At 57.8% G+C, this 25,659-nt stretch carries 25 protein-coding genes and 1 tRNA gene; 14 read left to right on the forward strand and 12 right to left on the reverse strand.

Annotation, left to right across the window (positions count from 1 at the left end; all coding sequences use genetic code 11):
* Window positions 1-73: 73 nt before the first annotated feature.
* Window positions 74-868: a TatD family hydrolase gene (locus ACODR9_RS10210; RefSeq protein ID WP_488809142.1), complete on the reverse strand. Its 795-nt coding sequence runs from the start codon at window positions 866-868 to the stop codon at window positions 74-76.
* A 31-nt stretch (window positions 869-899) separates the two neighbouring features.
* Window positions 900-3,878 carry a bifunctional diguanylate cyclase/phosphodiesterase gene (locus ACODR9_RS10215; protein WP_488809143.1) on the reverse strand — a complete coding sequence of 993 codons (2,979 nt, stop codon included), beginning with the start codon at window positions 3,876-3,878 and terminating at the stop codon, window positions 900-902.
* A 412-nt stretch (window positions 3,879-4,290) separates the two neighbouring features.
* Between ACODR9_RS10215 and ACODR9_RS10220 the strand changes: the two genes are divergently transcribed.
* A complete protein-coding gene (locus tag ACODR9_RS10220) occupies window positions 4,291-6,504 on the forward strand; it encodes a TonB-dependent receptor (RefSeq protein WP_488809144.1) in 2,214 nt (737 codons plus the stop codon).
* A gap of 236 nt (window positions 6,505-6,740) precedes the next feature.
* Here the strand turns inward: ACODR9_RS10220 and ACODR9_RS10225 are convergent, their stop codons facing one another.
* The 6 genes from ACODR9_RS10225 to rsmI all read right to left on the reverse strand — a co-directional run bounded on the left by ACODR9_RS10225 (window position 6,741) and on the right by rsmI (window position 11,749).
* Window positions 6,741-7,082: a hypothetical protein gene (locus ACODR9_RS10225; protein WP_488809145.1), complete on the reverse strand. Its 342-nt coding sequence runs from the start codon at window positions 7,080-7,082 to the stop codon at window positions 6,741-6,743.
* A gap of 637 nt (window positions 7,083-7,719) precedes the next feature.
* Window positions 7,720-8,040, reverse strand: coding sequence for an STAS-like domain-containing protein (locus ACODR9_RS10230; protein WP_488809146.1), 321 nt, complete (start codon window positions 8,038-8,040; stop codon window positions 7,720-7,722).
* Window positions 8,031-8,912, reverse strand: coding sequence for an ATP-binding protein (locus tag ACODR9_RS10235; RefSeq protein WP_488809147.1), 882 nt, complete (start codon window positions 8,910-8,912; stop codon window positions 8,031-8,033). Before ACODR9_RS10235 ends, ACODR9_RS10230 begins: the two co-directional genes overlap by 10 nt.
* Before the next feature lie 812 nt (window positions 8,913-9,724).
* Window positions 9,725-10,069 (reverse strand): DUF1484 family protein, encoded by a 345-nt coding sequence (locus ACODR9_RS10240; protein ID WP_488809148.1) that lies wholly within the window; start codon window positions 10,067-10,069, stop codon window positions 9,725-9,727.
* 647 nt (window positions 10,070-10,716) lie between these two features.
* Window positions 10,717-10,801: transfer RNA gene (locus ACODR9_RS10245), tRNA-Leu, on the reverse strand.
* Between the two features lie 45 nt (window positions 10,802-10,846).
* On the reverse strand, window positions 10,847-11,749 hold the full coding sequence (gene rsmI, locus ACODR9_RS10250) for a 16S rRNA (cytidine(1402)-2'-O)-methyltransferase (RefSeq protein WP_488809149.1): 903 nt from the start codon (window positions 11,747-11,749) through the stop codon (window positions 10,847-10,849).
* Between rsmI and ACODR9_RS10255 the strand changes: the two genes are divergently transcribed.
* The 4 genes from ACODR9_RS10255 to ACODR9_RS10270 are packed head-to-tail and all read left to right on the forward strand — an operon-like array spanning window position 11,729 to window position 14,415.
* Window positions 11,729-12,865 carry a penicillin-binding protein activator gene (locus ACODR9_RS10255; RefSeq protein ID WP_488809150.1) on the forward strand — a complete coding sequence of 379 codons (1,137 nt, stop codon included), beginning with the start codon at window positions 11,729-11,731 and terminating at the stop codon, window positions 12,863-12,865. The genes rsmI and ACODR9_RS10255 overlap by 21 nt on opposite strands.
* Before the next feature lie 5 nt (window positions 12,866-12,870).
* Window positions 12,871-13,206: a YraN family protein gene (locus ACODR9_RS10260; RefSeq protein ID WP_488809151.1), complete on the forward strand. Its 336-nt coding sequence runs from the start codon at window positions 12,871-12,873 to the stop codon at window positions 13,204-13,206.
* 30 nt (window positions 13,207-13,236) lie between these two features.
* Window positions 13,237-13,827, forward strand: coding sequence for a phosphoheptose isomerase (locus ACODR9_RS10265; protein ID WP_059285308.1), 591 nt, complete (start codon window positions 13,237-13,239; stop codon window positions 13,825-13,827).
* Entirely contained in the window at window positions 13,828-14,415 is a 588-nt protein-coding gene (locus ACODR9_RS10270) for a BON domain-containing protein (RefSeq protein ID WP_488809152.1), read from the forward strand. It abuts the gene before it with no gap.
* Window positions 14,416-14,496: 81 nt separating this feature from the next.
* Here ACODR9_RS10270 and ACODR9_RS10275 read toward each other — a convergent pair whose 3' ends face one another.
* The 4 genes from ACODR9_RS10275 to ACODR9_RS10290 all read right to left on the reverse strand — a co-directional run bounded on the left by ACODR9_RS10275 (window position 14,497) and on the right by ACODR9_RS10290 (window position 18,395).
* Window positions 14,497-15,705, reverse strand: a complete 1,209-nt coding sequence (locus ACODR9_RS10275; protein WP_488809153.1) for a sensor domain-containing phosphodiesterase — start codon at window positions 15,703-15,705, stop codon at window positions 14,497-14,499.
* A 145-nt stretch (window positions 15,706-15,850) separates the two neighbouring features.
* Complete coding sequence (locus ACODR9_RS10280) at window positions 15,851-16,789, reverse strand: Tim44 domain-containing protein (RefSeq protein ID WP_488809154.1); 939 nt, start codon at window positions 16,787-16,789, stop codon at window positions 15,851-15,853.
* Between the two features lie 50 nt (window positions 16,790-16,839).
* On the reverse strand, window positions 16,840-17,541 hold the full coding sequence (gene tsaA / locus ACODR9_RS10285) for a tRNA (N6-threonylcarbamoyladenosine(37)-N6)-methyltransferase TrmO (protein ID WP_488809155.1): 702 nt from the start codon (window positions 17,539-17,541) through the stop codon (window positions 16,840-16,842).
* A 104-nt stretch (window positions 17,542-17,645) separates the two neighbouring features.
* Entirely contained in the window at window positions 17,646-18,395 is a 750-nt protein-coding gene (locus ACODR9_RS10290; protein ID WP_488809156.1) for a GNAT family N-acetyltransferase, read from the reverse strand.
* Window positions 18,396-18,743: 348 nt separating this feature from the next.
* On the opposite strand from ACODR9_RS10290, the gene mnmG reads away from it, so the two are divergent.
* The 9 genes from mnmG (at window position 18,744) to ACODR9_RS10335 (ending at window position 25,654) form a co-directional block, all read left to right on the forward strand.
* Window positions 18,744-20,636, forward strand: coding sequence for a tRNA uridine-5-carboxymethylaminomethyl(34) synthesis enzyme MnmG (gene mnmG / locus ACODR9_RS10295; RefSeq protein WP_488809157.1), 1,893 nt, complete (start codon window positions 18,744-18,746; stop codon window positions 20,634-20,636).
* A 15-nt stretch (window positions 20,637-20,651) separates the two neighbouring features.
* Window positions 20,652-21,278 (forward strand): 16S rRNA (guanine(527)-N(7))-methyltransferase RsmG, encoded by a 627-nt coding sequence (rsmG, locus tag ACODR9_RS10300; protein WP_488809158.1) that lies wholly within the window; start codon window positions 20,652-20,654, stop codon window positions 21,276-21,278.
* Window positions 21,275-22,066, forward strand: coding sequence for a ParA family protein (locus ACODR9_RS10305; RefSeq protein WP_488809159.1), 792 nt, complete (start codon window positions 21,275-21,277; stop codon window positions 22,064-22,066). Before rsmG ends, ACODR9_RS10305 begins: the two co-directional genes overlap by 4 nt.
* Window positions 22,067-22,070: 4 nt before the next feature.
* Window positions 22,071-22,928 (forward strand): ParB/RepB/Spo0J family partition protein, encoded by an 858-nt coding sequence (locus ACODR9_RS10310; RefSeq protein ID WP_488809160.1) that lies wholly within the window; start codon window positions 22,071-22,073, stop codon window positions 22,926-22,928.
* A 92-nt stretch (window positions 22,929-23,020) separates the two neighbouring features.
* A complete protein-coding gene (locus ACODR9_RS10315; RefSeq protein WP_159874690.1) occupies window positions 23,021-23,380 on the forward strand; it encodes an ATP synthase subunit I in 360 nt (119 codons plus the stop codon).
* A 14-nt stretch (window positions 23,381-23,394) separates the two neighbouring features.
* Complete coding sequence (atpB, locus tag ACODR9_RS10320; RefSeq protein WP_159874691.1) at window positions 23,395-24,213, forward strand: F0F1 ATP synthase subunit A; 819 nt, start codon at window positions 23,395-23,397, stop codon at window positions 24,211-24,213.
* Window positions 24,214-24,304: 91 nt separating this feature from the next.
* The gene (gene atpE / locus ACODR9_RS10325; RefSeq protein ID WP_045847701.1) at window positions 24,305-24,586 is read left to right on the forward strand and encodes a F0F1 ATP synthase subunit C; all 282 of its coding nucleotides are present in this window, start codon (window positions 24,305-24,307) and stop codon (window positions 24,584-24,586) included.
* A 53-nt stretch (window positions 24,587-24,639) separates the two neighbouring features.
* Window positions 24,640-25,110 carry a F0F1 ATP synthase subunit B gene (locus tag ACODR9_RS10330; RefSeq protein ID WP_488809161.1) on the forward strand — a complete coding sequence of 157 codons (471 nt, stop codon included), beginning with the start codon at window positions 24,640-24,642 and terminating at the stop codon, window positions 25,108-25,110.
* A gap of 7 nt (window positions 25,111-25,117) precedes the next feature.
* Entirely contained in the window at window positions 25,118-25,654 is a 537-nt protein-coding gene (locus tag ACODR9_RS10335) for a F0F1 ATP synthase subunit delta (RefSeq protein ID WP_199104245.1), read from the forward strand.
* The last annotated feature ends 5 nt before the right edge of the window (window positions 25,655-25,659 follow it).

The following is a 25,659-nucleotide window of genomic DNA, read 5'->3' on the forward strand; positions in this document are numbered from 1 at the left end:
GGTGCATCCGGTCTACACAGGGCCCGCACATTAGCATGGTATTGCTTGATAATCACCCCGCATCACCACATTGTTATGTTGGCAATGGCAGGCCGATTGCCTGGTAAGTATTGCGCCACAGGGCGAGCCTTAACTCATTCAAGTCGATGTTGCGTAATTCGGCCATGACAGATGAAAATTTTTCCACATTGGCCGGTGTATTCGGCTGCTGCTGTGCCCATTCCGGGCGGATATCCGGGGCATCGGTTTCCAGCACCAGGGCGGACAGGGGCAGGGTGGCGGCCAGTTCGCGAATGCGCCGTGAACCGCTGTAGGTCATGGCACCGCCAAAGCCCAGTTTGAATCCCAGCTGAATGAAGGCATCTGCCTGCTGCCGGCTGCCGTTGAAGGCATGGGCAATCCCGCCGGGGACGGGAATCTGCCGCAGGTATTTGAGAATGCGGTCCTGTGCGCGCCGCACATGCAGCAGGACGGGCAGATTGTATTTGCGTGCCAGTTTCAGCTGTTCCACCAGCAGGCTTTCCTGCCTGGCGGCATTCAGCCCCGGCAGGTAGTAATCCAGTCCGATTTCTCCCACGGCCAGCGGGGCATGCTGCTGCAGATGTTCTTCCAGTATCTGCAGGTGATCGTCCAGATGACGCGACAGGTAGATGGGATGCAGGCCAAAGGCAATCCAGCAGCCATAGCGTGCGCGCATGGCCAGGCTGTCGGCAAAGCTGTCGCTGTGGATGGACGGCAACAGCAGCTGCCCGACGCCGCAGGCCTGGGCGGCGGCGACAATGTCATCGCGCTGGCCATCAAATTCCGGCGCATCCAGGTGGCAGTGGGTGTCGATCAGGCAGGGGCCGGGTGCGCTGTGGAAATGCATGTGAAACTCCACGGTGTTAAGGCGGGTATGGCTAAGGGTCTTGCAGCAGCTGCATGAAATCGGCTATCGGCATGGGCCGGCCAAACAGATAGCCCTGAAAGGCGTGGCAGTGCTGTTGCAGCAGAAACGCACGCTGGCTGTCGGTTTCCACGCCTTCGGCAATCACCTGCAATTGCATGCTGCTGGCCAGGGCCACAATGGTGCGGATGATGGAGACATCATTCACATTGCTGTCGATGTCCCGCACGAAGGATTGGTCGATTTTAAGCTGATCCAGTGGCAAGCGCTTGATATAGGACAGCGAGGAGTAGCCGGTGCCGAAATCATCCAGCGAGAAACACACGCCATCCTGTTTCAGCGTGTTCATCTTGCGAATGGTATCGTCCACGTCCTGCAGCAGCAGGCTTTCGGTCAGCTCCAGTTTCAGGCGCTGTGCCGGCGCGCCGCTCAAGCGCAGTGCATGCCGTACCATGTCGACAAAACCGGCCTGATGAAACTGGCGGGCGCTGACATTGACCGCCAGTTCCAGCCTGGCGGTGGCCGGGTTGTCTGCCCATGCGGCCAACTGGCGGCAGGCGGTGTGCAATACCCATTCGCCCAGTGGCACGATCAGGCCGGATTCCTCGGCCAGCGGGATAAAGCTGACCGGCCCTACCAGGCCATGCTCTGGCCGCTGCCAGCGCAGCAGGGCTTCGGCACCGCTGATGTGTCCGTCAGCATCCACTTGCGGTTGGTAGTAGAGCACAAACTCCTGCTGTTGCAGCCCGCGTCGCAGTGCGGCTTCCAGCTCGGCGCGTGCGGTGACGGCCTGCTGCATTTCCGGGTCGAAAAAGCGCAGGGTATTGCGACCGGCAGCCTTGGCCTGATACATGGCCAGGTCTGCCCGCTTGAGCAGCTCCTCCACCGAACTGGCCTGGCCGTCAAACAATACCGCGCCCATGCTGCAGGTGCTGTGGTGCATGCCATCCAGCATGGGGTAGGGGCGGGCAAGGGCTTCCAGAATCTGCTGGCCAATGCCGCGTGCCAACTGGGCAGCCTGCGCCGCTTCGCTGTCCAGGCTTTCCAGCATCACCACAAATTCGTCGCCACCCAGGCGTGCCACGGTATCGCCCGGCCGCAGGCAGTCATTCAGCCGCAGTGCCACCTCTTGTAGCAGGCGGTCGCCCATATCGTGGCCCAGGGTATCGTTGAGGGTCTTGAAATTATCCAGATCAATAAACAGCAAGGCCCCGGTTTTCTGGTGGTGATGGCTGTGTTCCAGTGCCATCTGCAGCCTGTCTTGCAGCAGGCGGCGGTTGGGCAGTTGGGTGAGCGGGTCGTAGAAGGCCAGCCGCTTGATCTTGTCTTCAGCCGCCTTGCGCTGGGTGATGTCGCTCATGGTGGCTACATAGTGGCTGACGCTGCCGTCGTCACCCAGTACGGCGCTGATGCTGAGCCATTCCGGGTAGATTTCCCCGTTTTTACGCCGGTTCCAGATTTCGCCCTGCCATGCCCCTAGTTCCTTCAGGCTTTGCCACAGGCGCTGGTAGAAGGCGTCATCATGGCGGCCTGATTGCAGCAGGCTGATTTTACGGCCCACCACCTCGTCGGCGGGATAGCCGGTGATGCGGCTGAAGGCACCATTTACCCGCAGGATGATGGTGTGGCAGTCGGTTACCACCATGCCTTCTTGGGCTTCAAATGCCGTGGCAGCAATGCGTAGCAGCTGCTCGGCGTGCTTGCGTTCGCTGATGTCTCGGGCGGATGCGTACAGATAGGGCCGTCCACCGATGGTGACGGTTTTGGCATTGATTTCCACATCCAGCAAACTGCCATCCTTGCGGCGATGGCGGCTTTCAAAGCGCTGGCCGTGGGTGCCGCTATTGCTGATCAGCTGTTGTAGCTGTTCGGGCTGGATTTCCCTGTCCCAGTCGCTAAGGACAAACTGGCGCATTTCCTCCATGTCATAGCCCAGCATGCTGGCAAAAGAAGGGCTGTACTCGGTGAGGCGGCCATGTTCATCCAGAATGTGAATGCCGTCCGAGGCGGTTTGCAGCAGGGCAGCCTGACGCATGGTTTCCGACAGCGCGGTATGTTCGGCGGCTTCGCGGTCTGAGGTTTCCTGCGCCAGCGCACGGGTGCGCAATGCCACCAGCAAGGCCAGCTCGGCACGGCGGCGGCGCAGTTCTACCATCTGCCAGGCCAGCCAGCCCAGCAGGCCGCTGATGACCAGTACCAGCAGGCTGTTGATGGCAATGCGCTGCTGGTTGAGCCAGCCATCCCTGGGCTGGACATCCAGCAGCCATGTCCCGTTAGGCATGTTGATTTGGTAATGCACCGGGTCGTTCAGGGTAGGAGGGGCGTGTGCAGAGGCTGCCAATACCTGCACCTGGCGGGTGTCCGGGTGCTGCCGCCACAGGCTGTAGTGGTAGCCGCGCTGTGACAGCCAGTCCAGGCCGGCGCTGCGCAATACATCGGGAAAGCGCAGTAGTGCAATGGCAAAGCCCCAGAACACCGGCGCATGCTGCTTGTCCTGATTCAGAAACACCGGCAGCCGCCCCACCGCGCCAATTCCGCCCTGTACCAGTGGAAAGGGGCCGGCCAGCGTCATCTGCCCACTGTTGCGGGCAATGAAGGCTTCCTTGTTGCGGGTGGGGTCGGCCAGCAGATTGTGGCCCAAAGCCTTTTCATTGCCCTTGAACGGATAGATTTGCTGTACCACCCCACCCGGAGCCAGTTGCAAGGACATCACGCCCGGATAGTAGGTAATCAGCGGGCGGGCAAAGGTTTCAAAATCATCCAGTCGGCCCCGGCCCTGGCGCACCATGGCGCTGAGCGCATAAGTAGAGGACAGCGCCCGGTCAATGGCTACCTTTACTGCATTGCCACGGTCGGTGGCATCTGCCAGTGCCTGGGAGCGGGCAAGCTCTTCATCCTGCCGTGCGGCCACACATACCGCTGCCATGCCAATCAGGCAGGCAAGCAGGGTAATGAAAAGGCTGATCAGCCAGGTGTGCCAGATCTTGTTCACGGTGGTCACTAGGAGGTGGAGGAAAGTAACAGCGCCGGGATGGCCTGGTTCTGGATATTACCCCTGTCCGCGCACGAGATGGCGCGGCCCGAACCAAATCCTGAAGTACTGAGCAAGTTTGTCAGATGTCATGGCAAACGCAAAGAAAATCACCTGCATTCGCGCGCGTCACACTACATGACGCGGCATCGCCACTCCCCGGTAAGGCCGCTGCTGCGGCAATTGGTCACATCCCCGCACCGCGTCAACTTGCTACGCTCGCCCTGGCCAATGTCAAACAGCGGTTTGGTCATTGCAAGCAAGCCTGCGTGCTGGATGAACCACCCGCCCCGCTTGGCAGATAACAGTGCCAGACAAGACCCGGCTCTTGATCCGGCATGCCTTCCTTTCCGTCGCTCACTTGGGAAATACCATGCAATTTCACGCCAAACCGGCCGTTCTGGCCGTTACCCTTGCCTTGTCTGCCATCCCCGGCATGGCCATGGCAGCAGATAGCAGCACCGACCTTGTCCAACTGCCGGATGTTGTGGTGCATGGCACGCGCAGCTACAGCCAGGCCGATGGCAGCACACTGCGCCAGCCGCAACTGGCTGGGCAAGCCGCACGCAGCAGCGACAGCGCCCAGCTGCTGCAAAACATCCCCGGCCTGAACCTGCATGCCGCTGGTGGTTTTTCCAGCCTGCCGGTATTGCGCGGCCTGGCCGACGACCGCCTGCTGGTGAAAACCGATGGTGCCAGCCTGGTGGCCGCCTGCCCCAATCACATGAATTCGCCGCTGTCGTATATGGACGCCAGCCAGGTAGACAGCGTGCAGGTATATAACGGTGCTGCCCCGGTCAGTGCCGGTGGCGACAATATCGGCGGGGTGATTGTCGCCAAGTCGATCGCGCCACAGTTTGCCGAGCAAGGCCAGACCCTGCTGAACGGGGAAATCGGCGCCTTCTATCGCAGCAATGGCGATGCCCGTGGGGCCAATGCCCGCGCCACCCTGGCCAACGACCATGTCAGCATCAACTACACCGGCTCCACCGCCCGCAGCAACAACTACGACGCCGCCGCCGATTTCAAGAAATCCGGCCTGGCCGCCACAGGCCGCGCCTGGATAGATGGCAAAACGGTAGGCTCCAGCGCCTACAAAACCGAAAATCACGAACTGGGCGTGGCCTGGCGCGATAACTACCAGTTGCTGGAAGCCAAAGTGGGCGTGCAACGCACCCCGTATGAAGGCTTTGCCAACCAGCGCATGGACATGACCGACAACAGCAGCAACCAGCTGAACCTGCACTACAACGGCCAGTTTGCCTGGGGCGAGCTGGATGCCCGCCTGTACAGCCAGTACGTACGCCACAGCATGGACTTTGGCGACGACAAGCAAACCAAGTACGGCAGCTATAATGGCATGCCGATGGACTCCGCCAGCCACACGCTGGGTGGCAGCCTGAGTGCCGAACTGGCCCTAAACGCGCGCGACAAGCTGAAACTGGGCAGCGAAATCCAGCGCTACAGCCTGAATGACTGGTGGCCGGCAGCCGGAGCCACCGGCGGTATGGGCCCCAATACCTTCTGGAACATCAAAGATGGTAACCGCGACCGCGTGGACGCCTTTACCGAATGGCAGGCCGATTGGACGCCGCAATGGCGCAGCATCATCGGCGCACGGCTCAGCCAGGTGAACAGCAATACCGGCAGCGTAGCGGGTTACAACTCCACCGCCTCCTACGCACCCGATGCCGCCAGCTTCAACGCGCAAAACCACGCCCGCACCGACCTCAACCTCGACCTGTCCGCGCTGGCCCGCTACACCCCGGATGCCCGCCAGCAGTACGAACTGGCCTACGCGCAGAAAACCCGCTCACCCAATCTGTACGAACGCTATACCTGGTCAAGCAACACCATGGCCGCCGTGATGAACAACTTTGCCGGCGACGGCAACGGCTATGTCGGCAATGCCAACCTCAAGCCGGAAGTGGCCCACACCCTCAGCAGCAGCGCCAACTGGCATGCCGCCGACGGCGAAGCCTGGCAGTTCAAGCTCAGCCCCTACTACAGCTATGTAGAAAACTACATCGACGCCCAGCGTTACGGCAGCGCCAACAACAACCAGACCGCCACCACCGGCTACGTGGTACTGCAATACGTCAACCAAAACGCCCAGCTATACGGCGTGGATGTCAGCGGCAAGCTGCAACTGGCCAAAGCCACCGCCTATGGCAGCTTTGATGCCACCGCCCAGCTCAGCTACACCCGTGGCGAAAACCTGACTACCGGCGACAATCTGTACAACATCATGCCGCTCAACGCCAAACTGGCGCTGGTGCATAAGCTGGGGCAGTGGACTAGCACCGCCGAATGGCAGGCAGTGCGCGCCAAGACCGAAGTCTCCGCCGTGCGCAACGAAATCAAAACCCCTGGCTACAGCCTGTTCAACCTGCGTACCCGCTATGAAACCAAACGCTACAGCGTGGACGTGGGCATCGACAACGTGTTCAACCGCTTCTACACCCTGCCGCTGGGCGGCGCCTACACCGGCCAGGGCATGACCATGAACCGCGTCGGCATCCCCTGGGGCGTAGGCGTAGCCGGCCCCGCCCGCTCGCTGTACACCGCCCTCAACCTCAAGTTCTGACCCAGCCTGATTTGTCCGCCTGATGGCGGCCAGAACAACAACACCCCCGGCCATGCAGATGGAGCGGGGGTATTTTGTTGTTGGGCGGGCGTGGTTTATACGATGGCGCTTCTATCGACGTGTGGCTGGAAAGCCAATACAGGCGGTGATTTCTGGTTTGTGGAAACTTGATCTGTACACAAATCTATACACAGCAAATCAAGGCTGGCCTGTAAGTGGCCCCATTCTTGGCGTGTTCAGAAGTCTTTATCGTTCAGAGGGTGGGACCGGGTATTGCCATTGACCACGCTGTAAAGCGTCGAGCGGACGTTGTCATGGGTGGTGCCAGTCTCCGAGACCGTCTCATGGACGCTGAGTGGGTCTTGGCGTGTTAGCGCGCTAGTCGTCAGATTGCGGTATCTCAGCTCATAGTGGCCAGCTAAAACATACTCCATGGTAAACACGCTATGTGCGGGTACAAGGAATTCCCTTACCAGAAACGACTGAGGGGCATCCAGGAAGACAAGTTTTACTTGGTAGTCATCGCCGGTCTGAGTGTTGTCCACGGTTACGGTTGATAGGCCCGTATTGTTCAGCATGGTTGCACCGGCAAGATAGTCTGCAGCCGTTGGCCATGGGTAACCATAGGACGTTGTTGCTGGTCGCTGGTAGTGGATGGCCGGTTAGTTTGGCTGGATTGCTGGGGAGACTGATGGGGATGAGAGATAGGGCTGGCTCGTCGATGCAGATGGTATCAGCGCGGAATTATTGCCCACTACAACATAAGTGAGGCCAGTCGCGATCAGATAGTACTGCCAGCGATTTGAAGCATGCTGTTTCAATTGGGTAAGTAAAGAAAGCCCTTTGATGGGTGAACGTCTAGCAGTGCCTTGTCCTTTCGACGCGTTCCTTTCACTCTCTTGCAGCTGGGCCCAATACGCTCGGTGAGACACTTCATTATCTGGATTGCGAGCTACCTGCTCTTTATTTTGCTATCCAGATATCCTGTTTGCCTCTTTGCTTTTGATCAAACTATATCTAATAGGTATGGCGAATGAACAGCATACATTTGGCCACAGGTAGACCTCCCGGATATATATCCGGGAGGTGCTTTTCACTCTAAGGCAGTATGCAGCCTCGATCACCTCGGTTGCTGCAACATGAGAGAGTATCGTATTTCCATAGTGAATTTATTAATTTACATTCTCTATTGGATTTTTAATTTCAATGTGCAATTTAATTATCGGTATTTGTTTGATTTCCTTTGTTTCCAATTCTATTGGATTCAAAGTTTATTCTGTCTTTTATCATTTGATTAATTTGTTTTGTTGATTTTTCAATTTTCAAATGTTTTTTTACTGTGTTTGTTCCGAATATTTCTAATAACTTCACAAAGCAGCCATTTGCGAATGAAGATGGTATTGAATCAATTCTTTCAAATGAAAGTGTGACGTTTTCATTTTTGGAGATATGCTTTTCAATTTCTGAAAAAATGACTAGACCATCTTCATATGTGTAGGCGTGTTTTACATAATCTGTAACTTTAATTACTCCCATGAGAAATCCTCCTCTTCAGCCATGCTTGAGTCAAATCGATTGGTTCTTAACGTTATCTCAAATAAAGTGCCTGTGTAATATCCTGATCTATCACTGCAATCAGCAATTCCAGTCTCGCTGTAGATGATGTGAGCATTGCCTGTTCGAATTGATACTTCCCCGCCATTTTTTGACACAGTATTGGCAAGGTAGTAGAGTCCGATCCCTCTGTTTCTGACTGTACTATTTGTAGTAAATCCTTCTTCAAGAGATTTTACTACAGCTTCTCCATCTGAATATTCAGGGTGGACCTTTCTTACATTGTTTGGAATGCCATTGCCAAAATCAGACATTGATATTACTACTTTATGTCGCTCTGGGTAGTGTTGCACAAAGATACAGCCAGTTTCAACCCCGGAGTGATCGCGAATATTATTGAATAATTCTTGTAGGCAAATTTTTAATTCTACCAAGTCGCCTTTGTTGATTGCCAGTCGCTTTGCAAGCCATTCAACACATTCTTTCTCAATCCACCAGTGGCTTGATGGGTGTCTAACTAGTTTTAGCGGTATTGTTGTTTCTCTTGGTTTTGATTTTTGATTTAGTAAGTTTCCGGTGTACCGTTTAAAAAATAATGAATCATCAAGAAATTGAATTGGGGCGCTGATTACTTCTGGTAGAATGAATTTCTGGGCGACTGATTTTTTTAATAGCCATTCAATCAGATTGCTAAATACAGTTATTCCTGTAGAGTCAATGGATTTTAATTCTGACAGGTCGTATTTAATATTTTTCGACTTAATATTTAAGTTATTATCCACAGCTTGGCTCAGGATTTTGTCGATCGTTATAATGCCAAGTCGCTCTGGTAAGACAATAATTTTACTGGACATTTTATTTAATCTTGTGATATTTATTTTGAATTTTCATTTGAGATATTAAAAATCCATGAAATTTTAAACATGTCAAATGAAAATATGTGAGTGTATTTGTTGGAAATATATTGGGTATTAGGTCTGTAGCTTCATAAGCTATATCATAGACCCTTTACAGGCATCTTACGCTATGTAATGGATTTGTTGGTGTTGTGTGAAGTATCTACCTTGAAAAATTTATGTATGTCGTGGTTTCAGATGTGAACGACAAAATTATGCATGTTTTTCTCCCGTATGTAGCAAAAACTGCCGCCAATGCCGCCAACAGCCACCCTGAAACCGCCAACTGGGCGGGAGGGGGTGGATTTCAGACGTGACTACCGCCAACACCGCCAACAAGTAAACCTATATAAATCAACATGGTTACGCAAGAGTTGGCGGGTCGGCGGCAGCTTTTCCTCACGTGAGAATTTCTACCTCCTTCTTCCTCCTTGCCCGGCATTACTTGGTACAGGTGCATCCGGTACACCTGGCCGATGCTTTTGCCGCCGTTCACCGTCCAGGCGTTGCGGCCTTTGGAGCGGTCCAGCATCAGCCTTGTGAGTACTTCGCAGGCTCGGCGGGTCTCCTAACCGGCAATCACCTCGGATTTGAATGCATCCGACGTTACCATGTAGATGGGTTATTGCCGGGCAGAGCGTCAGTGTGGAGTTGGTGCGTAGCTGACAGACAGCACACAGCCCGCGCTGGGCGGGATATTAGTGGACGGCAGGGCGAGGCTTGCGTAAACGACAGGCAACAAAACAGCGCCTTGCGGCGCTGTCTGCTTCTTACAGGAGTTGGCTGATATCGGCGCGGGCGAGGCTGATTTGCTGATGTAGTGGCGTCAGCAGCCCGGCCAGCTGGTTGGCTGGCAGCGGCATGTCCTCGGCGTGGTTCAGCAGCTCAAGCAGGCATTGCATGCAGTCAGCGGCACGGTCCAGGGTGCAGATGCCATCGGCAATGGTGTGCTGGATGGTCTGGGAGAGATGGCTCAACTGACTGATGGGTTCGCGTAGCGCGGCGTGCTCCGGCAGGCTGGCCAGGGTTTGCAGGTGGCTGAGTTGGTCTTGAAAGGTGGCGAGGGCCAGATAGGCGGCGGGAGTAGGCTGGTTTTGCAGGGGCTGGGTGTTCATGCGTGAGCCTCCTTGCTGAAGGATGGCAGCGCGGTAACGGCAATGACAATCGCGGGGGGAGGGCGTAACTGGGCGCGGGAAATGCCAGGCATGGTATGCCTCCTTGACTGGGTTAGACCCGCCTCTCGTCGCCAAACGAGGGTGGCAGGCGCATGGCGAGGTTGGCGAACCGGCGTCAAGGAAACCGGCATACCCGAAGGTATCCCCACCACGGCCCGCCATAGAAAAAGGACGTACCAATGGTGTGTAACGGACATAAAAATAGCCGCAGAGCGGCTGTCCGCCTTGACTCGTCGGGTCGCCAAACCCGGTGCCGCTATTGAACAGCACGCGGCAATTGTTGGGTGGTGGGCTTGGCTTGTCAATACCGGGGAAGGGGTTGGGCATGGCTCGGATCGCAAGCGTAGAGCAGGCCCGGATGGCTCTGGGCCTGCGTGCTTAGCGCAGGGTGTGGTGCAGCTTGTCGGGTGCTTGTGGCAGTGGATTGCCAGGGGGGGATGGCGTCAGGCGGCGGGCTGAGCCTGCCGGGGTGTGCTGTTTTGCGCAGGGGCAGTGTCCCGCCAGTGTCCCATGGCAGAGTTTGGGCAACAAAAAAGCGCCTTGCGGCGCTGTTTTGATTCTTGCGTAATCCTTATCTGGTAAGGATGTGGTGCCCGGGGTCGGACTCGAACCGACACACCTTGCGGCGGGGGATTTTGAATCCCCTGCGTCTACCGATTTCGCCACCCGGGCATCGCAAGAGGAGGCAAGTCTATCCCATCTGCCGTGGCTTGTAAATCACTCCCCGGCGTCCTTTTTTATTTTCAGCGCATGGTCATATAGCAGCTTGCGGTTGGCTCCGGTAATTTGCGCGGCCAGGGTGGATGCCTGTTTCATTGGCAGGTCGGCACTGAGGATGTTCATCACCCGGATGGCTTCTTCCGGCAAACCGGCGTTGTCTTCCGCTTGCGGGGCGGCGTCGATGATGAGCACGATTTCGCCGCGCTGCTGGTTGCTGTCGGCTTTTACCCATTCCAGCAGCTCGCCAGCGGGCAGGCTGTGGAAGGTTTCAAAGGTTTTGGTCAGTTCGCGCGCCAGCATCAGGCGGCGCTGTGGCCCCAGTTCGGCCACGATGTCCTGCAGGGTGTCCACAATGCGGTGCGGTGCTTCGTAGCACACCACCAGGTGATCGGTGCTTAGCCATTGCTGCAGGGTGCGGCGGCGTTCGCCGCTTTTGGGCGGCAAAAAGCCATGAAACAGAAAGGCATTGCTGGTAAAACCGCTGGCGGACAGGGCGGTGATGACGGCGGATACGCCGGGGATGGGGCGTACCGGATGGCCTGCGGCGCGTACGGCTTCCACCAGGCGCGCGCCGGGGTCGGATACCGCAGGGGTGCCGGCATCGGATACCTGCACCACGATCTGCCCTTCCGCCAGCCAGCGGATGACTTGCTCGGCCATGCTGCGCTCGTTGTGCTCGCGCAGGCTCACCAGTTTGTTGGCGTGAATGCCGTAGGCGGTAAGCAGGCTGCCGGTAACGCGGGTGTCTTCGGCGCATACTACGTCGGCAGCGCTAAAGGCGGCCAGCGCACGCGCGGTAACATCTCCCAGGTTTCCAATGGGAGTGGCCACCACATATAATGTGCCGCGACAGAAACTTTCCCGTGCAGTTTCAAGCAAGTGAGCGAACGAAGTATGCAAAGACTGGCTCCGCTGTTGGTTGGCGTCATGATGACATGGTTGACGGCTGCGCAAGCGCAGGCACCGGACTATATCATCCAACTCAATGCTGCGCCGCTCAATAGCGTGGCCGGCAAAACCCCGCGCGCGCAGACAACGCCAGCATCGGCACCAGCGGCACCGCCGGTGGCCAAGCCGCTGGCCGCGCCGGGCAAATCGCCCGTCAGGGTAAAAATAGGCTTGTTGCTGCCTACGGAGTCCAAATTGCTGGGCGAGGCGGCAGCGGTGGTGCGCAGCGGTGTAGAGGCCGCGCACGATGCCGATCCGCAGGCCGAGGTGGTGGTGATTGATGCCGACGAACACAATGCCGCCCAGCGCTACCGCGAGGCGGTGGCCAGTGGGGTGAATGTGGTGATCGGCCCCTTGTCGCGTGCTGGTATTGCCGCCGTGGCACCGCATGTCAGCGTACCCACGCTGGCACTCAATGCCGTGGGGCGCGATGTGCCGACCAATCCCAAGCTGTTTACCCTGGCTTTGAATGTGGAAGTGGAGGCCAGGCAGATTGCGCGCCTGATGCGTGATGATGGCCGCACTAATCCGCTGATTATTGCCGATGGCGAGGTGCTGTCCAGCCGGTTGAAGCAGGCCTTTGCCGACGAATGGCGCAGCCTGGGCAACCGGGATGTGCCGCAGCTGGAGGATAACGGGCAGAGCCTGTCCGAGCTGGCTCAGGCGGCCAGAAAGGCTGATGCGGTGTTTCTGGCGGTGGAGCCAGCCGAGGCTGCGCGGTTGAAACCGGCGCTGCAGCCGGATCTGCCGGTGTATGCCACTTCGCAAATCAGCACGCGCAGCCCTGACAAACAACTGGCCGGCGTACGCTTTATCGACATGCCCTGGTTCTTGATGCCACAGCATCCGGCGGTAAAGCGCTATGCGCGCCCAGCGGCAGCACTGACCTTGCAAACCGAGCGCCTGTACGCCTTGGGGATAGATGCTTATCGTCTGGCGCTGCTGTTGGGTAGCACACGCAATCCGTCCTCTATCAAGCTGGATGGTGTTACCGGCGACCTTAAACTGGGGCGTGACCGGGTATTTGACCGTCAGCTGCCGGTGTCGCTGATTGGCGAAGGCGAGTAGCGCAGATGAATCGACAAGGACAGCAGGCAGAAGAGCGTGCATTGTCCTTTTTGTTGCAGCAGGGTTTGCAACTGGTTGCGCGCAACTGGCTGTGCCGAGGTGGTGAGATCGACCTGATCATGCGCGATGGCCGCTGCCTGGTGTTTGTAGAGGTGCGTCACCGCGCCAGCAGCCGTTTTGGTGGGGCGGCATACAGTATTACGCCGGCCAAACAGAGGAAACTCATGCATGCGGCCACGGTCTACCTGTCTGATAAGCGAGTAGACGCACCCTGTCGTTTTGATGCTGTGCTGAGTGAAGGCGAACAGCCGCTGCAGTGGTTGAAAAACATTTTTGCATAGCCGCCACCCATGGCTGCTACAAGGAAAAGCATGGACCTGATTGAACGCGTCAACGGACATTTTCTGGAAAGCATTGCCGCCAAGCAGGAGGCAATGGAGCTGCTATCCCCCGCCGTGGCGCTGGCGGCGGAGCGCATGGTCAGCTGCCTGATGAACGAGGGCAAGATACTGGCTTGCGGCAATGGCGGTTCGGCTGCTGATGCCCAGCATTTTGCCGCCGAAATGCTGGGGCGTTTCGAGAAGGAACGCCCGGGCCTGGCCGCCATCTCGCTGGCTACCGATACCTCGGCACTCACGGCCATTGGTAACGACTACGACTTCGACATGATTTTTTCCAAGCAGGTGCGGGCGCTGGGTCATACCAACGATTTGCTGCTGGCCATTTCCACCTCGGGCAATTCTGCCAATGTGATTGAAGCCATTTATGCTGCCCACGAACGTGGCATGGGGGTGATTGCCCTTACTGGCAAGGATGGCGGCAAAATCAGCGAAATCCTGTCGCCCGAGGACATCCAGCTGAATGTGCCGGTGCTGCGCACCGCGCGTATTCAGGAAGTGCATATCCTGCTGGTGCATGCCCTGTGTGATGCCATTGATTACATGCTGTTGGGAGGTGAGTAAATGAAACGTACTGTCCTGTCCCTGTTGCTGGCTGCCGGTGTATCCAGCGCGCTGTCCGGTTGTTTCGCCCTGGCTGCTGGCGGCGTGGCTGGTGGCGCACTGGTGGCCACCGATCGCCGTTCCAGCGGTGCCTATGTGGATGACCAGAGTATCGAGGCCAAGGTGTCACACCAGATTGGCGACAAATTGCCTTCGGCTCACGTCAATACCACCAGCTATAACCGTGCCGTACTGCTGACCGGTGAAGTGCCGTCGGCAGAAGCTGGCCAGCAGGCCGAGCTGATTGCCCGCGCCATGCCCAATGTGCGTCGCGTGTTCAATTACACCGTAGTGGCACCGTCTTCCGGCTTCTCCGAACGCAGCAACGACACCTGGATTACCAGCAAAGTGCGAACCCGCTTGCTGGATGGCAAGGGCTATTCGCCTAACCACATCAAGGTGGTGACTGAGCGCGGCGTGGTGTACATGCTGGGCCTGGTGACACCGGCGGAAGGCCAATTGGCCGCTCAGGTAGTGAGTGAAACCGCCGGGGTGCAGAAGGTGGTTACCCTGTTTGAAAGCATCACCGAAATCACGCCAGCCCAGTAAGCTGCGCGGTAAGCAAAAACAAAGGACCGCATGCGGTCCTTTGTTCATTCTGCCTGGCCTGCTGTCTGGCCTGAATATGCTTTAGCCGTGACTGCTGTGCACACGCGGTGCCAGCACATCGGCACACAGCACATGCATGGCTTCATCAATTTCAATGGCCATGGACAGGGTGACGCAGGAGCGGGTGTCGGTCATCGACAGGTAAGGCTCGCTCATGTACAGCACGCCCGGCTGGTCGATGGCATGCTGGAAATACGCACGGCGCGACCACACCGCACCGGTGGTATCCGCCAGCGGGGCAAATTTCAGGCTGCTGGCAATGGTGTTGTGACGGCTGTTGAGGTTGCGGCCAATCTGGCGACCTTCGCTGTCCAGCAAAAAGCAGCGGATGACATCCGGCATGGCCAGCATGGGGGTGGCCGCCTGATCGAACGGGGTGCCTTGCATCAGTGAAATGGCGGATTGCACAAAGGCCTGACGGGCCAATTCGATCTGACGGCGGGTGATTTTGCGCTTCAGCAGATCGCGCACCATCAGCTCATCCCAGCGCGAATCCAGCCGTTTGGTGATGATGTCATCCGCGTCCGGTGCTGCTGACGGCCTGGCCACATAATAGCCCTGGACCAGATCGCAGCCGGATTCCAGTGCTACCAGCACGTCGTTCTCGGTTTCAATGCCTTCTTCGACCACTAGTGCACCAATTTCGTGCATCAAACGCACCAGTCTGGAGAGCAGATTGCGTGTTCGAGGTTGGCTGACGGCGCTGCGCAGCAAATCCTTGTCAAACTTCACCAGGTCCGGTTCCAGCTGACATACCCGGTCCAGGTTGGAATGGCCCACCCCAAAGTCGTCAATGGCAATCAGGAAACCGGCTTTTTTTAGCAGATTGACGCCTTCGATCAAGGCTTCGTCTAGCTCCAGCACGTGTTCCAGTACTTCCAGCACCACATTGCCTGGCTGCAGGCCGGCTTCGCGAATGGTATTGGCCAGCGCCATGGCCCGCTCCGGGCGGGATAAGGAGGCGGCATCCACATTCAGGAACAACCAGTGCGGCTGGCTGTGCTCCAGCGCCGCAAAATGCTGTACATGGGCCTGGCTGACCGCCAGGTCAAGGCCATGGCGACGCTCGGGGGAGACCATGGCATAAAATGCCTCAGCCGGGGAGAGGGGCAGCTGGTTCTGCTCGGCACGCAGCAGGGCTTCCACGCCCACAGTGCGGCGGTGTGCCAGACTGTAGATGGGTTGGAAATGGCTACCGAGAGTCAGACCGGCATGCTCGAAACGTTTCATTGCAGTACATTCCTTCCTGGAGTGGGGCTCTTGCTGGCCCATAAGCCAATCACCTAGCAATTGGCATTCCAGTGTAGAGCATGGCTGGATAATAAAAAGCGGGCCCGACGGGGCCCGTTAAGATAAATCTGACTTAAAACCGGATTTAATCCTGCTGAATGCCAGCTACCAGCCATTTGCCGCCGGTACTGCCATCCTTCACGTAATGCCAGTATTCGCTGAACGGTACGGCTGCTGCATTGACCGACTCGCTTACCGTACCGGAGAAGCGTACGGTGGCAATGTAGCGGCCACCTTCTTCCACGGCTTCGGCCAGTTGGCAGTCCAGCTGCGGGAAGTCGGCTACGTCGGTGTTGCTGCCAATTTCATTGCGCAGGCCTTCAAACAGGTCTGGCGTCATGTACTTGCGTACTTCTTCCAGGCTGTCCGGGGTGTTAAGGCTTTGCAGGTGCAGGAAGGTTGCCTTGGCCTGGCGCAGGAAGTTGGGGGTTTCCGTACCATCCGGCAGACGACCCGGCACTGCACTGGCCATGGCCGGTGCTGCGCCATAAGACGGTGTCTGACCCAGGCCGGAGCCGATTTTGGGAATCGGCTCGAAGCGGGCTGCGTCCTGACTGTTGCTGTTGAAGACCGGGCCGTTACCTGCCGGCATCGGGGTATTCATTGGTGCCGGGCTGGCACTCTTGCGGCGGAACCACATCAGGCCGCCAATACCCAGCAGACCCAGCAGGGCCAAGGTGCCCCAGGGAATGCCGGAGCCAGCACCTGCATTATCCACCGCATTGCCCGACGCATGATTGCTGTTCATGGCTGAGCCCAGCATGTAGCCAGCAGCGGCACCAGCCGCACCCGCCGCAATAGCGGTACCGATACCCGGGCCTTTCTTGGGCTGGGCTTGGGGCGCAGCCTGCGGAGCCGCTGCCGGAGCCGGCATCGGGGTGGGCTGCTGGTAGCTTTTGGTCGGGGCCGAGCGGCGCATGCCGGCGCTCTTGCCTCCGCCCAGGCGTGCGGCTTCCGCAAACGGTGCCGCCAGGACAGAAACCAGGGTGAAGGCGAGCATCATCGTCTTCGCGCGAGGTGTCATGATTTTATTCTCCAGAGTAAAGGGCTCCGGTGTGACCGGAGCATGACGCTTTAGTTCGGGGCAAGCGGCTGAATTTCAAGCACGTGGGCATGGTTATCCCGGATGCGAAAGCGGATGTTGTAGTCATAAAGCCGCACACCATAGATGCGCTCCGGGTCGTCCTGGTAGGCCGGGCGCGGGTCCTGCGCCAGCACCTGTTCAATCAGCTGGACCAGCGCGGGAGGTGGCGCGGGCAGGGCGGCAAGCTGCTGCAGCGCCTGTTCGCTCCAACTGATTTGCAGGCAGGGCGGCGGGCCGTCGACAAAGCCGCTACGCGCTTCCGGGTGGGCTTCCACAAAGGGAATGTAGGGCTTGATATCCAGTACTGGCGTGCCATCCAGCAGGTCGGCACCGGCCAGTTGCAGTCTTACGCCATCTTCCAGGTCGATGCCACGCAGTGCCACCAGGGACAGGCCGAGCGGATTGGGGCGATGGGTGGAGCGGCTGGCAAAGACGCCTACTTTGGCATTGCCTCCAAGACGCGGTGGACGTACCAAGGGCTGCCAGCCACGCTGGGCGGTCTGGTGAAAGACGAAGCTGATCCAGACATGGGAGAAGGCTTCCAGCCCGCGTACCGTGTCGGGGTGATTGAATGGCGGCAACAGCTCGATCTGGATGTCGGCAGCAGGGGCCAGTGCTGGCTGGCGTGGAATGCCGAATTTTTCCTTGTAAGGCGAGTGGACAATGCCCACCGGGTGAAATGCGTAGCTCATGCCAGGATTGTAGCCGGGTTCGCTGTCATAGAGACAGAACAGCCCGGCCGAACGGGGGCTTCGGTCGGGCTGATGACAGCGACAGCGCTGTGCAGGCTGGGGAGTCAGCCTACGAAGTGACGGTTGTAGCGGCCGGTAAGACGGCTCATCGGCAGCAGCATGAAGAAGTCTGCGCAGTTGAAGTCCGGGTCCCAGGCCGGTTCGCCGCAGATGAAGGCCCCGGCGCGCAGATAGCCCTTGATCAGCGGCGGCATTGGCGAGGAGGGGGCGTCGTCGTGAATGCGGTCCAGCGGCAGCGGCAGGTGGGGGAACACACGCCATTCGGCAGGGGAGAGGTGGCTGGTTTCCAGCTGGCGATACAGGCTGACTGCCTGATGGCCACCATCGGCCAGGCTCACGCTGGCGCAGCCAGCCAGGTATTCGCCACCTTGCTTTTGCACGTAATCGGCCAGACCAGACCACAGCAGGGCAATCACACCGCCACTGCGAAAATCCTTGTGTACGCAGGAACGGCCCACTTCAATCAGGCAGTCGCGCAGGTTGTCCAGGCGGGTGAGGTCGAATTCGTGTTCGGAATATAAAGAATGCGCGCGGCGCGCCATGTCGGGCGGCAGCATGCGGTAGGTGCCCACCACCAGGCCACTATTGCTGTCTTCCACAATCAAATGGTCGCACAGGGCATCGTATTCATCACAATCAATACCCAAGGCCTGCGATGACAGCTCGGCACCCATTTCACCGGCAAATACGTCAAAGCGCAGTTTCTGTGCACGGCGGATATCTTCGGCAGTTTCGGCAACGCGTACGCCCAGTTTCAGCTGACGGCGGCTGCTGATGCTTTCATTTAGTTGCATGACTTAACTCCCCTGGCAAAATGCGGACATGCTGGTTTTGTCGGTTTGGGATACTACGGGCATGGTGCTGGTATGCCATCGGCCATTTCCGAACATCGGCACGGCAACTCCTTCATTTGGCAGCAGCTTTTCAGCAGACCGGCCTTGCAACACATGCTAGTCATACAGTTTGACGAGGACATTTCCGTCATATGACTTGTGAATGACCTGCGTTTTAAGCGCGGGTTACAGTAGGGGTGAAACAAATCAATGACTTACCTTGCTATCGGTTTTGCCGTAGAATAGGCCGTTTTTCCTGCACGCTTCGCCCGGCCTCAGTCTTGCGCACGGGCTGCCGAGTACAGCCAGATGATTTATCCCACACAGTTTGACGTGATCGTGGTTGGCGGCGGACACGCCGGCACCGAGGCCGCGCTGGCCGCAGCCCGCATGGGCCGCGCCACGCTTCTGCTCACCCACAATATCGAGACCCTGGGTCAGATGTCGTGCAATCCGTCCATTGGCGGCATCGGCAAGGGGCATCTGGTGAAAGAGGTGGATGCGCTGGGCGGCGCCATGGCGCTGGCCACCGATATCGGCGGCATCCAGTTCCGCACCCTCAATGCCTCGAAAGGGCCGGCGGTACGTGCCACCCGTGCCCAGGCCGACCGCATCCTGTACAAGGCGGCCATCCGCGAAATGCTGGAAAACCAGCCCAACCTGACGCTGTTCCAGCAGCCGGTGGATGATTTGCTGGTTGAGGGTGATCACGTGGCTGGTGCCATTACCGCCATCGGCATCGTGTTTCGTGCCCGTACCGTGGTGCTGACTGCCGGTACTTTCCTGTCCGGCAAGATTCACGTTGGCCTGGAAAACTACACCGGTGGCCGTGCTGGCGATCAGGCCGCCTCCACGTTGGGCGCGCGTCTGCGCGAGCTGGACTTGCCGGTGGGCCGTCTCAAGACCGGCACGCCGCCGCGCATTGATGGCCGCAGCATTGATTTCTCGGTGATGGAAGAACAGCCGGGTGATAGCCCGGAGCCAGTGTTCTCCTATCGTGGCCAGCGCAGCATGCATCCCAAGCAGCTGCCGTGCTGGATTACCCACACCAATCAGCAAACCCACGACATCATCCGTTCCGGTTTCGAGCGCAGCCCGATGTTTACCGGCGTGATTGAAGGGGTGGGCCCGCGTTACTGCCCGTCCATCGAGGACAAGATCAACCGCTTTGCCGACAAGGACAGCCATCAGGTATTCCTGGAGCCGGAAGGCTTGACCACGCACGAGTTCTACCCCAACGGAATTTCCACCAGCCTGCCGTTTGATATTCAGCTGGCTGCAGTGCGTTCCATCCGTGGCATGGAAAACGCCCATATCCTGCGTCCTGGCTATGCCATCGAATACGATTATTTCGACCCGCGTGGCCTCAAATCCACGCTGGAAACCAAGTCCATCAAAGGCTTGTTCTTTGCCGGGCAGATCAACGGCACCACCGGATATGAAGAAGCGGCCGCACAAGGCCTGCTGGCTGGCCTCAACGCTGGCCTGTATTCGCGTGATGAAGACGGCTGGTGTCCGCGTCGTGACGAGGGCTATCTGGGCGTGCTGGTGGACGACCTCATCACCAAGGGTGTGTCCGAGCCTTACCGCATGTTTACCAGCCGTGCCGAGTTCCGCCTGCAGCTGCGCGAAGACAATGCCGACTTGCGCCTGACTGAAATGGGCCGCAAGCTCGGCCTGGTTGGCGATGCGCAGTGGGATGCCTTCTGTCGCAAACGTGACGCGGTGGAAGCCGAAACCGCACGCCTGAAAACCACCTGGCTGCATCCGGCCAAGCTGCAGGATGCCGCTGCGCTGGAAGCCCTGCTGGGCAAAGGGATTGAGCGCGAGTACAACCTGTTCGACCTGCTCAAGCGCCCCAATGTCGCTTACCGCGACCTGATGGCCCTGCCCGAAGCCGCAGGTGGTGTGGCGGATGACGTGGTTGCCGAGCAAGTGGAAATTCAGGTCAAATATCAAGGCTATATCAACCGTCAGAACGAAGAGCTGGCGCGCCGCGACAACCTGGAAGACATCCGCCTGCCTGCCGATATCGACTTCGGCCTGGTCAAGGGCTTGTCCAAGGAAGTACAGCAAAAACTGAATCAGCAACGCCCGGAAACCCTGGGTCAGGCTTCGCGCATCCAGGGCATTACCCCGGCGGCAGTTTCCCTGCTGATGGTGCATCTGAAGCGCGGCTTTGCCGACGCCAAAACCGAATAATTGCAAGCCAAGCGCATGACACATACTGCAGAACTGAAACAAGGGCTGGAACAGCTGGCCCTGGGCCTTACCGAACAACAGCTGGCCTTGCTGGACGGCTATCTGAACCTGCTGGCCAAGTGGAATCACACTTACAACCTGACCGCCGTGCGCGAAGAGCAGCGCATGGTCAGCTACCATCTGCTGGACAGCCTGTCGCTGGTGCCGCACCTGAACGGTGGCACCCGCCTGCTGGATGTAGGCTCTGGTGGCGGCATGCCGGGCATTCCGGCGGCCATTGCCCGTCCCGACCTGCAAGTGGTGGTGCTGGATGCCAACCACAAGAAAACCACCTTCCTGCGCCAGGCGGTCATCGAGCTGGGCCTGCCCAATGTCGAGGTGATCACCAGCCGGGTGGAAGCCTATCAGCCGGAACACAAGTTCGATCGCATCACCAGCCGCGCCTTTGCCGAACTGGCCGAATTTGTCCGCCTGACGCCGCACTTGCTGGCCGACGGTGGTCAATACCTCGCCATGAAGGGTGTGTATCCTTACGAAGAAATCTCGCTGCTGCCGGAAACGGTAGCGGTAGCCGAAGTACTACCGGTGTCGGTGCCCGGTCTGGACGCCGAACGCCATCTGGTGAGAATGGTGGCTAAATGAATGCACGCGTGATCGCGGTTGCCAATCAGAAAGGTGGGGTCGGCAAGACCACCACCGTGGTCAACCTGGCCGCAGGTCTGGCCGAGCTGGGCCGCAGGGTGTTGATTGTCGACCTCGACCCGCAGGGCAATGCCACCATGGGTAGCGGCATTGCCAAGCAGGCGCTGGAGCGCTCCGTCTATCATGTGCTGCTGGGTGATGCTTCGGTGGAAGAAACACGGCAGCCAGCGAAAGAGGGTGGCTACCATGTCTTACCGGCCAACCGCGACTTGGGTGGTGCCGAGCTGGAACTGGTGAACGAACTGGCCCGCGAAGCCCGGCTCAAGAATGCCTTGAGCACGGTAGAAGAACAGTATGATTACGTGCTGATCGACTGCCCGCCCTCGCTCAATCTGCTGACTCTCAACGGGCTGGTGGCCGCCAATAGCGTGCTGATTCCCATGGTGTGCGAATACTATGCGCTGGAAGGGCTGTCCGATCTGGTCACCACCTTGCGCAAGGTGCGCGCTGCTGTGAACCCGCGTATCGAAATCATGGGTCTGCTGCGTACCATGTTCGATGCACGTAGTAATCTTTCACAGCAGGTGTCCGAACAACTGGCCAGCCACTTTGGCAACAAGGTGTTCGAAACCGTCATCCCGCGCAATGTGCGCCTGGCCGAAGCACCCAGCCACGGCCTGCCCGGCTTGGTATACGACCGCAATGCCCGGGGCGCACAAGCTTATCTCACGCTGGCACAGGAACTGACTGCCCGCCTCGAACCCGCAACCGCAACTCCATCTGTCTGACAACATGGCCAAACTCAAAGGACTCGGGCGCGGTCTAGACGCGCTCCTCGCCACCAGCGCAGTGGCGGATGACCGCCTCACCACGCTTTCCATCGACCTGATCCGTCCCGGCAAATACCAGCCGCGCAGCCACATGGACGAGGCCGCGCTGGATGAACTGGCCGCCTCCATCCGTGCTCAAGGTGTGATCCAGCCGGTAGTGGTACGCGAAGTTGGCCTCGGCGAGTACGAGCTGATTGCCGGTGAGCGCCGCTGGCGTGCAGCCCGCAAGGCAGGTCTTGCCGACGTGCCGGCAGTGGTGAAAACGGTGGCCGATGAAGCGGCCCTGGCCATGGCGTTGATCGAAAACATCCAGCGCCAGGAGCTGGATCCCATCGAAGAAGCGCAGGGCCTCAAGCGGCTGATCAGCGAATTCGGCCTGACGCACGAATCAGCTGCCGATGCCGTGGGCCGCTCGCGCAGCGCGGTATCCAATCTGTTGCGTCTGCTGGCACTGCCAGAACCGGTGCAGACCATGCTGCATCAGAATCAGCTGGAAATGGGGCATGCCCGTGCCTTGCTGGCCTTGCCGGTGGTACAGCAGCTTGAGTTGGCACATCAGGCGGTGGAAAAGGGCTGGTCGGTACGTGAAGTGGAGCGCCGCGTACAACAATTGTCTGACCAAAAAACCACACTGCCGGTAGCGGAAAAGCGGGTGGATCCGGATATTGCCCGCTTGGAGCAAGAGGTGTCCGAGCGCATTGGTGCCAAGGTCAGCATTCGCCACGGTGCGCGTGGGCAGGGGCGTTTGCAGGTGGAGTATGCCAACCTGGACGACCTCGAACGATTGCTTGAAAAACTTCAAGCAAAATCAAGCAAATGATTTTATGTTGCACTGCAATGGTGCGGGTGATGTTCAGTTTGACGCAAATCAAGCGCTCAGCCTATAATCGAGCGATTTTTTAAGTGTCGGACATGCAAAATCCGGAAGTCGGGCGCGTACTGCGCCTGCAAGCAAAATTGCTTGTAGTGGCTGTACTACTTGGTGCCGTGCTAAGTGCCGGCACCGTTGCTGTTCCGGTGTCGGTTCTGCTTGGGGGGCTGTCGGCGCTTATTCCCGCCGCAGTGTATGCAAGAATCGCCTACGCCAAGCGGCATGTCCCACCTGCGGTGCTGATGAAGGCGCACTTCATGGCAGAGGCAGTCAAATTCATTCTGACTGTCTTAATGTTTGGTGCATCTTTGGTGTTTTTCAAGGATTTATCGGTAGTGGGTTTGCTGGCAGGCTTTTTTGCCACGGTGTCCGGCTACTGGTTAGGGCTTCTAATCAAATAATTGAGAAAAGAGCGATGGCAAGCAACGCAATTGAGTACATTAATCACCACCTTACGTTCTGGAACTCCGATCCGTCCCCGGCTCGCGGCTTCTGGAGCCTGCACGTAGACACCTTCTCCGTTTCCCTGTTCCTGGCTTTCGTGTTTGCCGGCGTATTCGCCATGGTGGCTCGTCGTGCCAGCCTGGAAAATCCGGGCAAGCTGCAGCTGTTTGTCGAATCCATCATCGAATTGGTCGATACCCAGGTAAAAGAAATTTTCCATGCCAAGAGCAATGTCATCGCCCCGCTGGCGCTGACCATCTTCTGCTGGATCTTCCTGATGAACGCCATGGACATGTTGCCGGTTGACCTGCTGCCCAACATTGCCCAGTGGATCGGCCACACCTTCTTCGGTCTGGAAGCACATCACGTTTATTTCCGTTCGGTACCGTCCGCTGACGTGAATGCCACCTTCGCCATGTCGCTGTCCGTGTTCCTGTGCATCATCGGCTTCTCCATCAAGGCCAAGGGCCTGGGCGGCTGGGGCAAGGAACTGCTGACCGCACCGTTCCACACCCACAACCCGATTGGCGCCATCATCCTGGCCCCGCTGAACTTCATTTTTCAGCTGGTCGAACTGGCCGCCAAGCCGATCTCTCTCTCGCTTCGTTTGTTCGGTAACCTGTATGCCGGCGAACTGATCTTCATCCTGATCGCACTGTTGCCCTGGGGCGCGCAGTGGATTCTGGGTGCACCGTGGGCCATTTTCCACATTCTGATCATCACTCTGCAGGCCTTTGTGTTCATGATGTTGACCATCGTGTACCTGAGCCTGGCAGTGGAAGCGCACTAAGAGTTTCGTGGTATCTGTTTTTTTTTAGAGCTTTACCTTTGTTTTAGTTTTTTTTACCAACCATCCTTGCATAAGTCTTAGGAGATAAATAATGGAAGCACTCGTTTCTCAGATTCAGTCGATGACCGCTATCGCAGCTGCTCTGATCATTGGCCTGGGCGCTCTGGGTACTGCTATCGGTTTCGCCATTCTGGGTGGCAAGTTCCTCGAGGCCTCCGCCCGTCAACCGGAAATGATCCCGGTTCTGCAAACCAAGCTGTTCATTATCGCCGGTCTGCTGGATGCGATTTCCATGATCGGTGTGGGCGTTGCCATGCTGTACACCTTCAGCAACCCGTTCCTGTCCGCTGCCAAAGCAGCTCTGGGTGGCTAATTTTTAGTCAGTAAACGGTTGGTGTAGAAGTCATTCTCTGGAGGAAAACAAGCGTGGAATTTAACGTAACACTACTGGGCCAGGCGATCACGTTCGCCATCCTGGTATGGTTCACCATGAAGTTTGTTTGGCCTCCGCTTACCAATATGATGGAAGAGCGTGCCAAGCGTATTGCAGACGGCCTGGCCGCTGCAGAACGTGGCAAGCAAGATCTGGAAGCCGCTGAAAAGCGCGTTGCGGACGAAGTTCGCAAGGCCAAGCAGCAAGCAATGGAAATCATTGCTACTGCTGAGAAGCGTGCTACCCAGATCGTGGACGAAGCCAAGGACAATGCCAGCACTGAAGGTGCTCGCATTGTGGCTGACGCCAAGGGTCAGATCGATCAGGAAGTGATGCGTGCCAAGGAAGCCCTGCGTGAGCATGTGGCCCAACTGGCCGTCATCGGTGCAGAGAAGATCCTGCGCAAAGAGATCGATGCAGCCAAGCACGCCGACCTGCTTTCCTCCATCAAAGCGGAGTTTTAATTAACTCATGGCAGAACTCATTACCGTCGCAAGGCCCTACGCCGAAGCGGTATACAGCCTCGCCACCGAAACGCGTACGCTGGACCAGTGGTCCGATGCGCTTGCGTGGCTGGCTGCCATGGTGAACAACCCGGATATGGTCGAAGTTGTCACCAATCCGAAACATACCGCAAAAGAGGTTGAGGCGCTGATGCTGGAAGTCCTCGGCGAGCGTGCCAATGAAAGCGTGAAAAACTTTCTGGTCGCCCTGATCGAGAACCACCGCCTGATGCTGCTGCCGCATATCGCCAGTCAGTTTGAACTGTTCAAGGCTGAAGCGGAAAACATCGTTGATGCGCAAGTTGAAACGGCGTTTCCGCTGACCGAAGAACAGAAAGCCGAACTCACCAGCACGCTTTCCAAGCAGTACGGCAAAACCGTACGTCTTGATGTGCGTGACAATGCCGATCTGATCGGTGGTGTGCGCGTGCTGGTTGGTGACGATGTCATCGACAGTTCCGTGCGCGGCAAGCTGCAAGCGATGGCGGCAAGCCTCAAGAATTAGGAGAG

This window comes from Aquitalea sp. FG25 (assembly GCF_057809375.1).

What these genes read in the sequence shown, in the direction of transcription:
- ACODR9_RS10210 (WP_488809142.1), bottom strand. Translation starts at nt 868, where the DNA reads ATGCATTTCCACAGCGCACCCGGCCCCTGCCTGATCGACACCCACTGC.
- ACODR9_RS10220 (WP_488809144.1), top strand. Translation starts at nt 4,291, where the DNA reads ATGCAATTTCACGCCAAACCGGCCGTTCTGGCCGTTACCCTTGCCTTG.
- ACODR9_RS10225 (WP_488809145.1), bottom strand. Translation starts at nt 7,082, where the DNA reads ATGCTGAACAATACGGGCCTATCAACCGTAACCGTGGACAACACTCAG.
- ACODR9_RS10230 (WP_488809146.1), bottom strand. Translation starts at nt 8,040, where the DNA reads ATGGGAGTAATTAAAGTTACAGATTATGTAAAACACGCCTACACATAT.
- ACODR9_RS10235 (WP_488809147.1), bottom strand. Translation starts at nt 8,912, where the DNA reads ATGTCCAGTAAAATTATTGTCTTACCAGAGCGACTTGGCATTATAACG.
- ACODR9_RS10240 (WP_488809148.1), bottom strand. Translation starts at nt 10,069, where the DNA reads ATGAACACCCAGCCCCTGCAAAACCAGCCTACTCCCGCCGCCTATCTG.
- ACODR9_RS10260 (WP_488809151.1), top strand. Translation starts at nt 12,871, where the DNA reads ATGAATCGACAAGGACAGCAGGCAGAAGAGCGTGCATTGTCCTTTTTG.
- ACODR9_RS10265 (WP_059285308.1), top strand. Translation starts at nt 13,237, where the DNA reads ATGGACCTGATTGAACGCGTCAACGGACATTTTCTGGAAAGCATTGCC.
- ACODR9_RS10270 (WP_488809152.1), top strand. Translation starts at nt 13,828, where the DNA reads ATGAAACGTACTGTCCTGTCCCTGTTGCTGGCTGCCGGTGTATCCAGC.
- ACODR9_RS10275 (WP_488809153.1), bottom strand. Translation starts at nt 15,705, where the DNA reads ATGAAACGTTTCGAGCATGCCGGTCTGACTCTCGGTAGCCATTTCCAA.
- ACODR9_RS10280 (WP_488809154.1), bottom strand. Translation starts at nt 16,789, where the DNA reads ATGACACCTCGCGCGAAGACGATGATGCTCGCCTTCACCCTGGTTTCT.
- tsaA (WP_488809155.1), bottom strand. Translation starts at nt 17,541, where the DNA reads ATGAGCTACGCATTTCACCCGGTGGGCATTGTCCACTCGCCTTACAAG.
- ACODR9_RS10290 (WP_488809156.1), bottom strand. Translation starts at nt 18,395, where the DNA reads ATGCAACTAAATGAAAGCATCAGCAGCCGCCGTCAGCTGAAACTGGGC.
- mnmG (WP_488809157.1), top strand. Translation starts at nt 18,744, where the DNA reads ATGATTTATCCCACACAGTTTGACGTGATCGTGGTTGGCGGCGGACAC.
- rsmG (WP_488809158.1), top strand. Translation starts at nt 20,652, where the DNA reads ATGACACATACTGCAGAACTGAAACAAGGGCTGGAACAGCTGGCCCTG.
- ACODR9_RS10305 (WP_488809159.1), top strand. Translation starts at nt 21,275, where the DNA reads ATGAATGCACGCGTGATCGCGGTTGCCAATCAGAAAGGTGGGGTCGGC.
- ACODR9_RS10310 (WP_488809160.1), top strand. Translation starts at nt 22,071, where the DNA reads ATGGCCAAACTCAAAGGACTCGGGCGCGGTCTAGACGCGCTCCTCGCC.
- ACODR9_RS10315 (WP_159874690.1), top strand. Translation starts at nt 23,021, where the DNA reads ATGCAAAATCCGGAAGTCGGGCGCGTACTGCGCCTGCAAGCAAAATTG.
- atpB (WP_159874691.1), top strand. Translation starts at nt 23,395, where the DNA reads ATGGCAAGCAACGCAATTGAGTACATTAATCACCACCTTACGTTCTGG.
- atpE (WP_045847701.1), top strand. Translation starts at nt 24,305, where the DNA reads ATGGAAGCACTCGTTTCTCAGATTCAGTCGATGACCGCTATCGCAGCT.
- ACODR9_RS10335 (WP_199104245.1), top strand. Translation starts at nt 25,118, where the DNA reads ATGGCAGAACTCATTACCGTCGCAAGGCCCTACGCCGAAGCGGTATAC.